Source organism: Sporosarcina sp. A2, from assembly GCF_050858885.1.
Classification (GTDB): domain Bacteria; phylum Bacillota; class Bacilli; order Bacillales_A; family Planococcaceae; genus Sporosarcina.
The window spans coordinates 310,082-323,584 of record NZ_CP193898.1 but is presented as its reverse complement, the minus strand read 5'-3'; the positions used below and the strand labels follow the sequence as shown (position 1 = coordinate 323,584).

Annotated in this window: 13 protein-coding genes; 2 read left to right on the top strand and 11 right to left on the bottom strand. The window is 44.0% G+C overall.

Annotation, left to right across the window (positions count from 1 at the left end; all coding sequences use genetic code 11):
• Nucleotides 1-42: 42 nt before the first annotated feature.
• A complete protein-coding gene (locus tag ACRPI0_RS01430) occupies nt 43-1,776 on the top strand; it encodes an AMP-binding protein (RefSeq protein ID WP_432354302.1) in 1,734 nt (577 codons plus the stop codon).
• Nucleotides 1,777-1,888: 112 nt separating this feature from the next.
• Here the strand turns inward: ACRPI0_RS01430 and ACRPI0_RS01425 are convergent, their stop codons facing one another.
• The 5 genes from ACRPI0_RS01425 to ACRPI0_RS01405 form a co-directional block, all read right to left on the bottom strand.
• On the bottom strand, nt 1,889-3,322 hold the full coding sequence (locus ACRPI0_RS01425; protein ID WP_432354301.1) for a GGDEF domain-containing protein: 1,434 nt from the start codon (nt 3,320-3,322) through the stop codon (nt 1,889-1,891).
• A gap of 203 nt (nt 3,323-3,525) precedes the next feature.
• Nucleotides 3,526-4,608: a DUF871 domain-containing protein gene (locus tag ACRPI0_RS01420; protein ID WP_432354300.1), complete on the bottom strand. Its 1,083-nt coding sequence runs from the start codon at nt 4,606-4,608 to the stop codon at nt 3,526-3,528.
• Nucleotides 4,609-4,676: 68 nt separating this feature from the next.
• Nucleotides 4,677-6,056, bottom strand: a complete 1,380-nt coding sequence (locus ACRPI0_RS01415; RefSeq protein ID WP_432354298.1) for a PTS transporter subunit EIIC — start codon at nt 6,054-6,056, stop codon at nt 4,677-4,679.
• Nucleotides 6,057-6,104: 48 nt separating this feature from the next.
• The gene (gene murQ, locus ACRPI0_RS01410; protein ID WP_432354297.1) at nt 6,105-6,998 is read right to left on the bottom strand and encodes an N-acetylmuramic acid 6-phosphate etherase; all 894 of its coding nucleotides are present in this window, start codon (nt 6,996-6,998) and stop codon (nt 6,105-6,107) included.
• Between the two features lie 113 nt (nt 6,999-7,111).
• Complete coding sequence (locus tag ACRPI0_RS01405; RefSeq protein WP_432354295.1) at nt 7,112-7,951, bottom strand: MurR/RpiR family transcriptional regulator; 840 nt, start codon at nt 7,949-7,951, stop codon at nt 7,112-7,114.
• A 222-nt stretch (nt 7,952-8,173) separates the two neighbouring features.
• Between ACRPI0_RS01405 and ACRPI0_RS01400 the strand changes: the two genes are divergently transcribed.
• Nucleotides 8,174-8,437, top strand: coding sequence for an excalibur calcium-binding domain-containing protein (locus tag ACRPI0_RS01400; RefSeq protein ID WP_432354294.1), 264 nt, complete (start codon nt 8,174-8,176; stop codon nt 8,435-8,437).
• A 444-nt stretch (nt 8,438-8,881) separates the two neighbouring features.
• Here ACRPI0_RS01400 and ACRPI0_RS01395 read toward each other — a convergent pair whose 3' ends face one another.
• The 6 genes from ACRPI0_RS01395 to ACRPI0_RS01370 all read right to left on the bottom strand — a co-directional run bounded on the left by ACRPI0_RS01395 (nt 8,882) and on the right by ACRPI0_RS01370 (nt 13,176).
• A complete protein-coding gene (locus tag ACRPI0_RS01395; RefSeq protein ID WP_432354293.1) occupies nt 8,882-9,382 on the bottom strand; it encodes a DUF1648 domain-containing protein in 501 nt (166 codons plus the stop codon).
• 218 nt (nt 9,383-9,600) lie between these two features.
• Nucleotides 9,601-9,954 (bottom strand): antibiotic biosynthesis monooxygenase, encoded by a 354-nt coding sequence (locus tag ACRPI0_RS01390; RefSeq protein ID WP_432354292.1) that lies wholly within the window; start codon nt 9,952-9,954, stop codon nt 9,601-9,603.
• On the bottom strand, nt 9,951-10,370 hold the full coding sequence (locus tag ACRPI0_RS01385; protein WP_432354291.1) for an ankyrin repeat domain-containing protein: 420 nt from the start codon (nt 10,368-10,370) through the stop codon (nt 9,951-9,953). Before ACRPI0_RS01385 ends, ACRPI0_RS01390 begins: the two co-directional genes overlap by 4 nt.
• A complete protein-coding gene (locus ACRPI0_RS01380; RefSeq protein ID WP_432354290.1) occupies nt 10,333-11,151 on the bottom strand; it encodes an ABC transporter ATP-binding protein in 819 nt (272 codons plus the stop codon). Before ACRPI0_RS01380 ends, ACRPI0_RS01385 begins: the two co-directional genes overlap by 38 nt.
• Nucleotides 11,138-12,178, bottom strand: a complete 1,041-nt coding sequence (locus ACRPI0_RS01375; protein ID WP_432354289.1) for a FecCD family ABC transporter permease — start codon at nt 12,176-12,178, stop codon at nt 11,138-11,140. Before ACRPI0_RS01375 ends, ACRPI0_RS01380 begins: the two co-directional genes overlap by 14 nt.
• The gene (locus ACRPI0_RS01370; RefSeq protein ID WP_432354288.1) at nt 12,175-13,176 is read right to left on the bottom strand and encodes an ABC transporter substrate-binding protein; all 1,002 of its coding nucleotides are present in this window, start codon (nt 13,174-13,176) and stop codon (nt 12,175-12,177) included. Before ACRPI0_RS01370 ends, ACRPI0_RS01375 begins: the two co-directional genes overlap by 4 nt.
• Nucleotides 13,177-13,503 lie beyond the last annotated feature (327 nt).

Below are 13,503 nucleotides of genomic sequence, written 5' to 3'. Positions count from 1 at the left end.
CGATACACGGACTAGGCATACTCTCGAGGAGGCGGTGGACAGATGAACGTTAAACTATCAAATAGAGAAAACTACGATCAGGACTTGCCAGAAACGCTCGAAATACCAAATGTTGCTGCAGGTGCTATTCTTAAAGGTAGCATAAAGCAATACGGTGAAAAGAATGCGTATATCTATCGCGATACACGGATTACGTATAACGAAATTTACACTGAAGCGAAACGATTTGCGAATGCACTTCGTACGCTCGGCATAGGACGCGGCATGACGGTATCTACTCATTTGCCGACATGTCCGCAATATGTAGCCGCCTATTATGGAATCATTCTTTCAGGCGCTGCCTACTCCCCTTTGAATCCTTATTTACCAGTTGCGGATTTGACGTATCAGTTGAATGACTCTGAGACGAAAGCTGTCATCACACATGAATCTGTAGCCGCTGCAATTGCAGATGTTCTTCCTGCTACTGGTGTTAACCATGTGATTATGACAGGGGAATCCGAGATTTATTCCAACGAAACGCCTGTGGATGTGTCTGGTTACGACGGATGGCATAGCTTTGCATCTTTGAAAGCAGCTGCTTCTGATGAAGAATTCGATCCCGGCATTGATCCGCAAGAGGATTTGGTGCATATTGCATACACTGGTGGCACAACAGGAAGTCCAAAAGGCGTCATGATTACGCACGCAAATCTCGTGAGTAACATTACTCAGATTGCAGCGTGGACCGCTGGAGCTCTTCCTATCGTCGATGAAGATGGTGCGCTACGCTATGTTGCGGTAGAAACCGATCAAGAAGCCTACAAGAAAAAGTATTTGATTCCCCTTGGGGAGGAAGTTCGGTTAAGTCCCTCTCCCCTGTTCCACATAACTGGCGGTATTGGTATGATCGTGTCACCAATGGCACAAGGCGCCACGACGCTGTTGCCGGATCGGTTCGTCCCTACGCAGTTTCTGGAATTGATGGAGAAATACAAAGTTTCTTCAATTAACGGTGCACCTGCGATGTGGAATGTGCTGTTGAATCTACCAGGTATCGATTCGTACGACTTTTCAACGATCCGGAATGTTAGTTCAGGAGCTGCCCCGCTTTCTCAGAAAGAAATGGGCTTGCTGAAGGAAATGTTCCCGAATGCTCGCGTCGGAGAGGGCTATGGCCTGACAGAAGCAACCGCGTCAGTCGCTGGAAGCGTAACTATTTCGAGCGGTATCCATAAAATCGGGACGGTTGGTTTGCCGACATGCAATACGGAAATCAAAGTCGTTTCTCTCGACGGGATGAGTGAAGATGCGTTGCCACCTGGTGAAAGCGGTGAGATATGTATCCGTGGTCCACAAGTAATGAAAGGCTATTTCAACAAGCCTGAAGAAACGGCCGCTACTTTGCGTGGTGGTTGGTTACACACTGGAGATATCGGAATTATCGATGAAGACGGCTATCTTGCAATCGTCGATCGGAAGAAAGAGATGCTGATCTACAACGGATATAATGTGTATCCGAGCCGTATAGAAGAGGTAATCGTCTCGCATCCATCTGTACAAAATGCAATTGTTATCGGGAAGCCTGTAGAAGGTGTCGGGGAGATTCCAAAAGCCTTCGTCATCGTCAAACCAGGTAGTACGCTAAGCACTGAGGAATTGATGGCCTATACGAATGAGCGGGTAATCCATTACTCTAAAGTGCGCGAACTCGAATTCCTTGAGCAATTCCCAATGACTGCTGCAGGGAAGATTTCAAAGATGCATTTGAAAAAGTTAGAGCTTGAAAGTTTATGATGGAGAACGCTTCGCCTACATGGCGAGGCGTTTTTTTATAGAATTATATATCGTCCCTCTTGGATTCAGAAACGCAAAAACGCCTTCTACAGAAGACGTTTTTAGATCGTAATCACTCATATACGAGACTTTCAAAGTAGCTCACTTGGTTTTTCCCATTTGCTTTAGACGCATATAACGCTTGGTCTGCCCGATAGAAAACATCCGAGAAGTTAACGAAATTCCCGTTCGCATTATCTGCTACACCAATACTAACAGTGACTGGCAGTACCTTGCCATTATGCTTAATTGTGAGGTTCTGGATCCTCGATAGCAGTTCAGTCATCTTGAACCGTACTTCATCGATCGAACACTCATTGAGCATGAAGACCAACTCGTCTCCTCCATAACGTGCTAATAATTCAGTGGCGTCCGATTTCCAGAGTACATTGCGGCACACGTTGCAAACTTCACGCAACACTTCGTCTCCAATCAAATGCCCATATGTGTCATTGATGGATTTGAAGTTATCGAGATCCAACGCAATACAAGTAACTGCGCCCCCTGTATGAGTCGCCTCATCCAACCACTTTTCCGTCACTTCTTCTAATTGCCGTCTATTAAACAGTCGTGTTAAATAATCTATTTTTGAATTCCGCTCAATGGAAGCGACATTATGCTTGATTTCCAATTGCAAGGCCGTCTTAGCTAGCTCTTGGTCTTGTAGAACTTGCAACAATTTAATGTACTCTTGTTGCACAACGAACCCTAACTGATGATCCCCCATTACTTCACAGAGTTCGCACCGTCTTTCTTGTATATCTTTCAACACAAGTAAGTCATTGATTTCTAATGCTTCGTGTTTTGCTACGTTAAATGCATTTAACGCCTGTAAGTACTCTTTCTTTTTCAAGAAGTAGCGGCCGTATAAGTCATAACAATGGGCTTTTTCCCGTTTGTACGTATTGAGAAGTGGATCTACGAGCATTTCCTCAATCATTGGTCCAGCACTATCGGTATCCCCAAGACCTACATAGGCATTCGCAATATTTAACTTCACGCGGAATTTCAACATGGGTAGTTCTGGTTGATGCCTGTCCGCCATTTCGAGACCAATCAATGCCTTTTCGAGGGCACTTTCATAGTCGCCTTCTCTTGCACATATATGGCTATAGTTACTGTACGCATTACTAACCATGTTCCAAACTTCTAGACGTGTTCCTAGTTCAATGCCATTGGTCAAAGCAAGTTTAGCTTTGTTATATTCCTTGTTGTAATCATACAAAATGACGAGTATATTGATGCCATTCAACCGCTCTCTTTCATCACCGAACTGAGAACAATACTGTAAATGTGCATCTACACTTAAAAAAGCATCTTCGATTGCACCTACGCTGTAATACGCTGAGGCATAGTGGATATAAGCAGATAACACGGACTTATGATCTTTTCGCTTAAGCCCTTCTTCAAGCAGCAAGTGGCAATGTTCAATCAACTCTTTGTAACTGCCTTCCACGCGTAATTGCAACGCTTTTTCACGCATAGAAGTTAACAATTCCTCTGTCATTCGCTTATCCTCCGAAATCACACTAATCTATAGTGGGAATAAATACTGAAAATCATTTCCTCTTATAGTAACATAGGCGGACTATAAAAGACTCAATTAAATGAAAAATATTTCCACTAACGTTGGATTGTTTTCAGTTCACTAATATGATATAAAGGCCTTGTAAACAGGTACTTCATTTACTTATTTTAGAAATCATCATGTTAAACCCAAACAATTTCAAACCTCTGATTACTGCCAATGTACATGAGCAGTTGCCTGTCTTCGTCAATGACTCGACCCAGTACGTTCACACGCTCATCTGCCGGTAAGTCTTTTTTCGTCAGTTGCAACTCGCCTTGATATCGTAAGTAGCGTTCGTTATCGACGGTGATTGTTCCGATAGGTCGCTCTGCACAATAGTGTGCAGTAATTATCTGACCAGAGTTAGTTACGGCTGGTCGTGATTCTGTCGATCGAATGACGTCACGCGCACTATCGGGACGATTGGTATGAATCGTCGCTGCTTGTATGAGTTGAGCTGTATGTGCATGTTCAGCAGGCTTTGCGCGAAGACGAATCACATCGTTTTTGTACGCTTCAAATTGCAACAAGCTTGTCTGACTTAACCCAGGATCTCCAATGAGCACTTTATCGACATGAGCATCTTTCATTAATTCCAAGCACGCGACTATAGGAGATCCTCCCCGATGCTTTTCAAGTGTTGGTAACGTCTCAAATAACGGTCCTCGGAGTTGTCTGTCACCTGGTGCAAATGCCATAATACGGACTCCTTCTTCATGCAGCCAGTTGTTCCGTTGAATGAAGTCTTCTAGGCCCAATGCCGTTTCAGGTCTCGGATAAAAGTTATGCCAAGCTTCCGTTGCTTCTAATTTAAGTCCATACGTTTTCATTTCGCTCAGCTCATCATGTGTCAACGTACTTGCATTCAATGCAATTCGCATCACTTGCGACAACTTCGCGATAGTTTCAGGTGAAATTCCATAATCGAGACGCAACCCACTCACGCCCCAAGAGAGTAACCCTTCTGCGGACTCCCACGTGAACCCAAGTGCATCGAGTGCAGTTGGACTGACATCCACCATCAATTCCATCTCAAGTTCCGTAGCAAGTTTGCCGAGTAGCTGAAGTTCATTTTTATAAGCAGTCGCATCGTTTTCAGGAATATGAAGCGATGTGAAAATCGATTGGAAACCAACCGTATTCATCTCACGAACGCGTTTTTCATGGTCTTGAAATGGAACCGTACCCAAATAGACTGACATACCAAGCATGTGATCCACCATCCTTTATCCTTATAAATAAGTAAGGCACTCATCCCATTATAACGTAACGGGATGAGTGCTTTTGAAAGTTAAATATCGCGTGCCATTTCTTCTTTGAATCCGAATAGGTACGTGAACAAGAATCCGCCACCATACGCGATGAGCAATCCAAGGAAGTAATACAGGTACTTGCCATCGTCAATCAATGGAATAAGTGAAATTCCTGAAACACCAATTCCTGTTGCTGCGGTGTGCATAACTGCTTGGAATGCACCACCTAGAGCTGCCCCCATACACGCTGTGATGAATGGACGACCTAGTGGTAATGTAACCCCGTAAAGTAACGGTTCACCAATACCAAGGAATCCAACTGGCAATGCCCCTTTAATGATATTGCGGAGACGTTGGTTTTTCGTTTTCACGAAGATCGCCATTGCAGCTCCAACTTGCCCAGCTCCCGCCATTGCGAGTACAGTAAGCAATGCTGTATTTCCGAAGGTATTCATTAATTCTAAGTGAATCGGTGTGAGTCCATGATGCAATCCGACCATTACGAGTGGGAGGAAGAATCCTGCCAGGACAGCACCTGCAAATACGCCACCAACGTCAAGAACTGCAATAATTCCTTGTGTAATTCCTTCTGATAATACTCCAGCTACCGGTATGATTGCGTAAAGGGAGAAAAATCCTACTATTAATAGCGTAAACAGCGGTGTGAAAATAATATCCACAGCTGCTGGTATGATTTTGCGAACTCTCTTTTCAACAAACGTCATGAGGAATGCTGCAAATATGACTCCAAATAATCCTCCACGTCCAGGAACTAGATTCTCGCCATAGATGTTGATTTCAGCGAGGAACGGGTTAAATAAGAACATACCTGCGATGGCGCCCAAAATTGGAGTTCCACCAAACTCTTTAGCTGTGTTCCAACCGACAACTACCGCCAAGTATGTGAAGATACTCGATCCGAGCAATAGCAAAATTTGCATCCATGTCTGTGAAGGATCGACACCTGCGTTTTTCGCAAAGTTCGCAGCTCCGTTAATAATACCTGAAGCAACGAGTCCCGGGATTAGCGGTATGAAAATGTTACCGATTCGACGTAAGAAGTTCTTCACTGGAGTCCGGTTTTTCTGCTTCATTCGTTCACGATCGAGTGCAGCACGTTCTTCAAATGTCAGGCTGTCGTACTCTGGCTCGGATTCTTCGCCAATACCAAGTCCCGTCAGTAGACTCATTTCATCTGCAACTCGGTTGACAGTTCCTGGACCGATAACGACTTGCAACGTGTCATCTACAACGACGCCCATAACACCATCGACCTTTTTCAACATATCGATGTTCGATTTGCTGTCATCTTTCAACGTAAGTCGGAGTCGTGTCATACAATGTGCAATTTTACGAATGTTATCTCTACCACCGACGTGTTCGAGTATGTCCGTCGCCATCTGTTGTTCTTTTCTCATCTAAACACTCCCTTTCTCTTCCTTTATTGAATGATAGTCTAGTAACCTTTATGCTTGTTGAGTCGCTTTTCGAACAAATCCGCCTGTTGCTTCAATTCGTTCCATCGCTTGTTCTTTCGTACAATCTAGCAAAATCATAACCGTTGCCGTTTTCACATGTTTTCCAGAAGCCTCATAAAAGTGCGCTGCTGTATGTAAGTCTACATCTGTTGCTTCCATAATAATGCGTTTTGAACGTTCTTCTAATTTCAGATTCGTCGCTTGTACGTCAATCATCAAGTTCTGATACGCTTTCCCGATTCCAATCATCGAAGCAGTGGAAATCATGTTCAACACCATTTTTTGAGCGCTTCCTGCTTTCAAACGTGTTGATCCGGTCAATACTTCTGGGCCTGTCGGGAGTTCAATTACAATCTCCGCATGACTGCTCATTTCAGCATGTTCATTGCAGCTGATGCTAACGGTGTGGGCTGCGGTCTCGCGAGCATAATCGAGCGCACCGATAACGTATGGTGTCCTGCCACTTGCTGCAATTCCAATCACCGTATCGTTTTCATTGAGATGTATTTCTTTTAAGTCTTTGACTCCGAGTTGCGAATCGTCTTCTGCACCCTCGACTGCTTTTGTGAACGCTTTCAATCCTCCAGCTATTAACCCAACAACCATATCCGGCGATACACCGAACGTCGGCACACATTCCACCGCATCCAAAATACCGAGTCTTCCACTCGTTCCAGCACCTACATAGATAAGGCGACCTCCCCTTTGGAAGGAATCAATAACGGCAACAACCGTCTCTTCAATTTTCGGAAGTTGTTGTTGAATCACTTCGATAACGGATGCATCTTCTTTGTTCATTGCTCCGAGCACATCTGCAATACTCATCGTATCGAGTGACATCGTTTTTGGATTTCGTTGCTCTGTCCCTAACTTTTCAAGCATTTCCCCCACTCCTTTCAGTGTACTTCTATATCTATTGTACGCCCACAAGAAATTATAAGTCAATAGAATACGATGTTTTCGTGAAACTAAGTTTCATTTAACCAAAAAATTAATTACCTCCTCAATTTCACTGCTTGTTCACGTGCATTTTGATAGCGATCGATAATGGATTCCCCCATTTGGTTAACGAGGCTAATGTATACGCTATCGATTACCGTCAATTGCGTCATGCGTGACGTAATACTCCCTACCCGGAAATCTTTTTCGACGATAGGCGTTGCGAGTTGAATATCGCACTCTTTCGATAGTGGAGATTTATTTAAGTTTGTAATGGCAATTAAGACCGCACCTTGTTTTTTCGCAAATCGTGCTAATTCAATGACGTCTTTTGTTTCACCTGACATACTGATTGCAACGAAAATATCCGTTTCTTTTAAGAACGGGATGACCGACAACATATAGTGGAAATCCGCATGATATTCTACTTGGTATCCGAGTTTTGCAAATTTAAATTGTGCATCCATCGCAGCAATCGCTGAACCACCAACACCATAAAATAGAATCCGTTGTGCAGATTGAAAGGCTTTGACCGCTTTCTCTAGTTCCTTCTTTTCTAAAGAAGCAAGCAGTAAATCGATGGCCCCCCGGTTTACATGAACGACTTTCTGAAACAACTCATAGGGTGAGTCTTTTTTCTGTGTAATTGAAAAATCCGTTATGTAATCTTCAGTCGTTGCAAGTTCTTGTGCTAGCAAAATTTTGAACGCCTTGAAACTACCAATCCCAACTGATTTCGTAAAGCGTACGACGGATGCTTCACTGACGTCAGTTTTCGCAGCTAATTCCTTCGTCGTCATTGTGGGAATCAGTTCTGCATGGTTTAAAATATAATCAGCAATGCGCAGTTCAGTTTTTGAAAATCGACTCAATTGTCCTTTAATTTGCCCCAACATACACGTCACCTCCATATTGTATTCTTATCATTATGCAGAAAGAATTCTTGTTTGACAATGAACAAGATTTAGTTAGCTTCTAACTGACAAGACTTTAGCATTTTGTTAAATGACAGATTGCTTTCTGTAAAAAATTCACTATTTTTAACTATACATCTTTTCAATCATCTGGTAACGCTGTATACTTCTATGTAAATGATGTAATTGAATGGAGCGCTATTGATGAAAAAAATTGGAGCTATTCTTACCGCAACTGTACTCGCTTTAGGAGTCTCAGCTATCCCTGCACAACCGGCTGACGCTGCCCCTGCAAAATTCGCTAATTGTAAAATGTTAAACCAAACGTATAAAGGCGGAGTAGCGGTGAATGCTAAAGTTCGCAATAAAGGCGGAAAAACGAGGTTCGCACCGACTGTAAATGCGGCTGTGTATAATACTCATAAAGGCTTAGATCGAGATAAAGACGGCATTGCTTGTGAGCGTTAAGTAACTCTTAGAATTAAAAAGTGCCTCAGACTGTAGACAAACGCCAGAAATCTTTGGGTTGCCTACAGTCTTTTTTCTTCTACAAAAGGATTAAACATGCGAGTTGATTTTCGCTGTGAGCGGACGCTTTCCGAGGGGCTTGATTTCAGTCGCTTCCCTCGCCTTGATTAGGCCAGGGTCTTCTAGCTTCGCTGAACCCTCCGGAGTCGCCGCTCTCTGCTACAATCAACAGTGTCTGCCAACTATCAAATGAGGGAATGACGAAAAATCAAATTAGGGAATTGGACCTGAAGGAATTAAAAAGCTATCTATACAGGAGATGCTCACTATCCCTGCTCAAAACCTTAAGAAGCTGACTAGCTGAAAGTGGACAACGGTAGTTTCTGCAAATAAAAATTCAAAATGACAAAAAGAAGCATTCTCTCGCAAAGAGATGCTTCTTTTTCATTTAATTTTTCGTTGTTGTAAGACACCAATAATGATGATGGCTGTCATCCAAGTCAGCAGCCCACCTAAAATCCACATACTGAGCGCACTCGATTTCCCGAGAGCGATCCATACGATTTTCCACTGGATATATACCATCATAAAGACGGAAATCGCTTTGACTTGATTTAATAAGCTCCGGCTTGTTTGATAAAATTGGAGCGCGTTCGTTTCATTCAATCGACTCGGATAATTATGCCATTCGGGATGTCGTTCCAAAAATTCAAGAAATGCAAACAGTCCTATACTGATGAAGAGTAATAGCAACAAAGTCCATTTCGATCCATAATTATCGACTTCGCCTAAACCATTTAGATGAATCGGAACCTCTTCCGGCATCGCTTTCCAACTTATAATGGTATATGTACTAACAGCAACAAGAGCACTGATAGACAGCGCATCAAAAATCCGATGAATGGTTGTTTTGTGCGTTTCGATTGGAATGGAAAACTTTTTCATAAGTCTCTTCCTTTCGCTTAACTTCTATATAACTCTTTTACGATGTGGTCTGAGAAAAGTTTCGTTGGCTTTTTAGAATTCATTCTAATAGCTACTCAGTTTAACTAGTGAACTTCTTTTAAATGATTTCCTACGGCTATCCTATCATCAGTTGCGAATGAACTGCAGACTTTCTGGTATACAAAAAACGCCCTGCGCATTGGCAAGACGTTCACTACTTATTCGTTTGTAGTAGCTGGGAGATGTTGCACAAGTGTAGTGAATATGGATAATTCACTGCCAAGAATCGGATTGGAAGTTGCTTTCTCAGAAGCATCTGTCTCTTTGGATGATTGTCCATGTGCCTTTCCATTCTCACGGCTAGTAAGCCATTGGTCGAAGTATTTCTGATCTTCCCACGTTGTACAAATGTGGAGTTCATCGTGTTCTGCTAGATTTCCCTTCATCCATACTTCCATCCGTACAAAGCCTTCAAATGTATGAACGGATTTTGGTTTTGCAAAACGATCTGCCACTTCCTGCGCTCTTCCTCTTTCAATACGGATTGCATTCACAGCCGTCATCTGGCTCATACAAGCGCCTCCTTTTTAGTCATCAAATACTCAAGAACCGGACGAGCTGCTTCCCCGCCACGCTCTGCATGACGCACTAACGGAATTCCGTGTGCCCCTTTTGCATCTATCATGAGTGGATAGCGCTCAATTAGGCTTCGTACGATGACCAAATCACCAAGCATTGCCGCTGAAAAGATGTCCATCCGTGCATCATTCGCAAGTAGTAACTCAGCTATTTCGCGATTTCCCGTATGCGCTGCTGCTCCAAGACCACTTTCCCAATCATCTCCGCCCCAGTTCATGACACTGTGGACAAGTGCCGGCTCCTTTGCAAGCAAGGACTTCACTTCGGATAAATTCCCGTGCGCTGCTACGATGAATTCTCTCACTAGTGCACTATCCAGCTGCATTTTCTTCTCTCCGTCTTGTCTCATGGTCATCATCCTTTTGTAGTTTATTGGGTGTGAAGAAGCACATGCCATTCTTCATGAAAATCTCTGCATCAATCTCAAATATGGACTGGAACATGTCTTTGCACAACACACACTGCGGAATCCCGTCAAAGCGGATGCATCCGTCCTTCAAGACGACAAGACGATCGCTATAGCGGGCTGCCTGGTTAATATCATGGAGCACCATGACGATTGTCATCCCGAATGTAGCGTTCAATTCTTTGACTAGCTCCATCACTTCAAGCTGGTGAGCGATGTCCAAATAGGTCGTGGGTTCATCCAACAACAATACTTTCGGACGTTGGGCAACTGCCATCGCGATCCACGCTCGCTGTCGTTCTCCGCCTGATAACGAATTTAATAAGCGATTTCGAAATGGCTTCATATGCGTGACGTCAAGCGCCCATTCTGTCACGTCGCGATCTTCAGTGGTGAACCTCCCTTGTCGTGACCTGTGCGGATGACGTCCGAATTCTACCAACTCCCCGACTGTTAAATCGAGTTGATGGTCTTGCATTTGCGGCAACATCGCAAGCGTTTTCGCCACTTCTTTCGTATCCATTTTGATAATTTGTTGTCCGTCCAGAATGACATCTCCCGCGTCAGGTGCAAGTAAGCGGGAAATGACGCGCAAGAATGTCGACTTGCCCGAGCCATTCGGACCGATCAGACTGACGATTTCTCCTTGAGGAATGTGTAAATCGATATCCTTCAAGCAAAACGATTCTGATTGTCGATAGGTAATTTCTTTAGCTGTCAGCAAACGAATCCCTCCGTTTCTGGATTAAGTACAAGAAGAATGGTCCACCGAGGAACGATAGTAAAATTCCTACCGGTAATTCAATCGGACTGAATACAGTTCGCGCGATGGTGTCCGCCACTACGACGAGCAATGCACCTCCAAGTGCGGAAGCCGGCAATAGAAACCGATGATCCCCACCGACAAGCGAACGCATAATATGTGGCACGACTAGTCCGACAAAACCAATTAGCCCCGACACACTCACCGCGATTCCAGCAAGCAACGTACTGAGGACAATCAAGTAAAAGCGGCTGCGCTCCACTTTGTGCCCGAGGAGTTTTGCGACTTCATCCCCTAATCGTAAAATCCGTATGTGCGGTATTGCGAATATTGAAAGAACGAGCGCTGCGAGGGCATACCAGATAATCGTTCCGAACTGGACCCAGCCAGCACCTGCGATTCCACCAGCTAACCAAGGCAAAACAGCTTGAACCCGGTCGCTGTATAACAACATCAATGCGCTCATACACGCTCCGATAACAGCGTTTACTGCAACCCCGACAAGAATGATTCGAACTGCGGAAGTTCCACCACGCCAAGACATCCCATAGATGATGAGCGCAGTAACAAGTGCCCCTAGAAATGCAGCGGCAGGTAGCAACATGATATATGCAGGGAATAAAATCATTACAACTGTAGCCGCAAGACCTGCTCCAGAGGACACACCGATAATCCCGGGATCCGCGAGAGGATTTCGCATAATTCCTTGTAAGATTGCACCAGAAGTTGCTAAACACATGCCAACGATCAGACCAATGAGCAAGCGAGGTAATCTCAACTCCCAGACGATACGTCGTTCGAGCGTATCCGCCGAACTGAATAGCCCATTCATGATTTCATCGAACGAAAACGAAACAGAACCGATCATCAAACTCGCAATCGCCGAAAGGACGAGTATTCCTGCTGAGCCAATCAGTACAGCCGTGCGTCGTTTTGCCAACGGATGTCTCGTGCCTTCCGTTTTTGTTCGTTCGTTGACTGCAATCATTTACTTTGTGCTTCTTTCAAACTATCGATCATCACTTGAAGCGCATCTGCCACTTTCGTTCCTGGGTTCGTACCAAACAAATGCGAAGGTAGAACAGTTACCTTTCCGTTTTTGACAGCGTCCAAGTTTTTCCACGCCGGGTTCTTTTCCATTTCCCCTTGGAACGCTGCTTTCACTGCGTCTGGATCTCCGTGAGTTATGAGCATAACTGCTTCAGGATTGCGCTCGATAATTTTCTCCGTACTCAAACTTGCATACTGTGGATAGTTTTCTTCTTTAGGGAAATCAGACGCAATGTTCTCTCCCCCTGCACGTTCTAGTAAATCTCCTGACAATGAATTCGGTAGGGCCGCTAAATAGGATCCAGGTGAACCGTAGACAAGAAGTGTCTTCACGCCAGCTTTATCCGCATCTACAACACCGTCCAATTGCTCATTCAAACCAGCAATCACTTTATCGGCTTCGTCAGATTTCCCAACCATCTGTCCAAACATTTCAAGCGTCTTCAAAATATCTTCAACCGAGTTTGCCTGTGTATAGACAACTTTCGTGCCTTGCGCTTCCAAGTTCGCTGCGTGTTGCTTAAAGCTTGGAGATGCGATCAGTACATCGGGATGCACTTCAGCAATCTTTTCAAAATTTGGCTGATGGGGATTGCCGATTTCCTGAATTTTCTTTAACGCTTCAGCAGGTTCCCCTTGTGATGAAGGGCGACCTACAACATTTGCATCAAGTGCTAGTAACATATCCAATTCTCCACCACTTAACGTCGCAAATGAGGATGGTTGTTCTTCAAACGTGATTTTCTGTCCCATTGCATCTGTGATTTCTATCGTTCCATTCTCATTTACCTTATCACTTTGAGAATCTTTAGCGCTCGCTGTTTCTGATACTTGAGCTTTCTCCGTAGCTCCCTCGTCTTTTGAATCCGATGCTCCACATGCTGTGAGAGCGGTGATAAGTGCACTTACCATGATAGCTATTATATATTTTTTCAAGTTGACTCCTCCTTTTTAATTGAGAATTTTTCTCAATGAACCGAGTATAAATGATAATGAGAATCGTTGTCAATTAAGTTTTCAGAATTGGTACTATAGGTTCATTTTGGAAATGTGGAGCTACATTCAATACTCACATAGCCTTTTGAATCCGATTAGCCCGATCTAAAATCGTGCGCAGCGCTACCACATAGTCCCTTAACGTGCTTGAATTGTGTCCCGTTATCGACAAACTTCCCTAGGTGTCGGAGAAATCGGAATATGTGAATGAGAAACTCACCCGACTGACAAAGAAATGCTGCGTTGTGATGGGGAAACTGAGACGAG

Bases quoted from the DNA above. Each gene is read 5' to 3' on its own strand.
- ACRPI0_RS01420 (WP_432354300.1), bottom strand. From the start codon at position 4,608: ATGGTGGATCACATGCTTGGTATGTCAGTCTATTTGGGTACGGTTCCA.
- ACRPI0_RS01385 (WP_432354291.1), bottom strand. From the start codon at position 10,370: ATGAGACAAGACGGAGAGAAGAAAATGCAGCTGGATAGTGCACTAGTG.
- ACRPI0_RS01375 (WP_432354289.1), bottom strand. From the start codon at position 12,178: ATGATTGCAGTCAACGAACGAACAAAAACGGAAGGCACGAGACATCCG.
- ACRPI0_RS01390 (WP_432354292.1), bottom strand. From the start codon at position 9,954: ATGAGCCAGATGACGGCTGTGAATGCAATCCGTATTGAAAGAGGAAGA.
- ACRPI0_RS01405 (WP_432354295.1), bottom strand. From the start codon at position 7,951: ATGTTGGGGCAAATTAAAGGACAATTGAGTCGATTTTCAAAAACTGAA.
- ACRPI0_RS01430 (WP_432354302.1), top strand. From the start codon at position 43: ATGAACGTTAAACTATCAAATAGAGAAAACTACGATCAGGACTTGCCA.
- ACRPI0_RS01395 (WP_432354293.1), bottom strand. From the start codon at position 9,382: ATGAAAAAGTTTTCCATTCCAATCGAAACGCACAAAACAACCATTCAT.
- ACRPI0_RS01415 (WP_432354298.1), bottom strand. From the start codon at position 6,056: ATGAGAAAAGAACAACAGATGGCGACGGACATACTCGAACACGTCGGT.
- ACRPI0_RS01425 (WP_432354301.1), bottom strand. From the start codon at position 3,322: ATGACAGAGGAATTGTTAACTTCTATGCGTGAAAAAGCGTTGCAATTA.
- ACRPI0_RS01400 (WP_432354294.1), top strand. From the start codon at position 8,174: ATGAAAAAAATTGGAGCTATTCTTACCGCAACTGTACTCGCTTTAGGA.
- murQ (WP_432354297.1), bottom strand. From the start codon at position 6,998: ATGCTTGAAAAGTTAGGGACAGAGCAACGAAATCCAAAAACGATGTCA.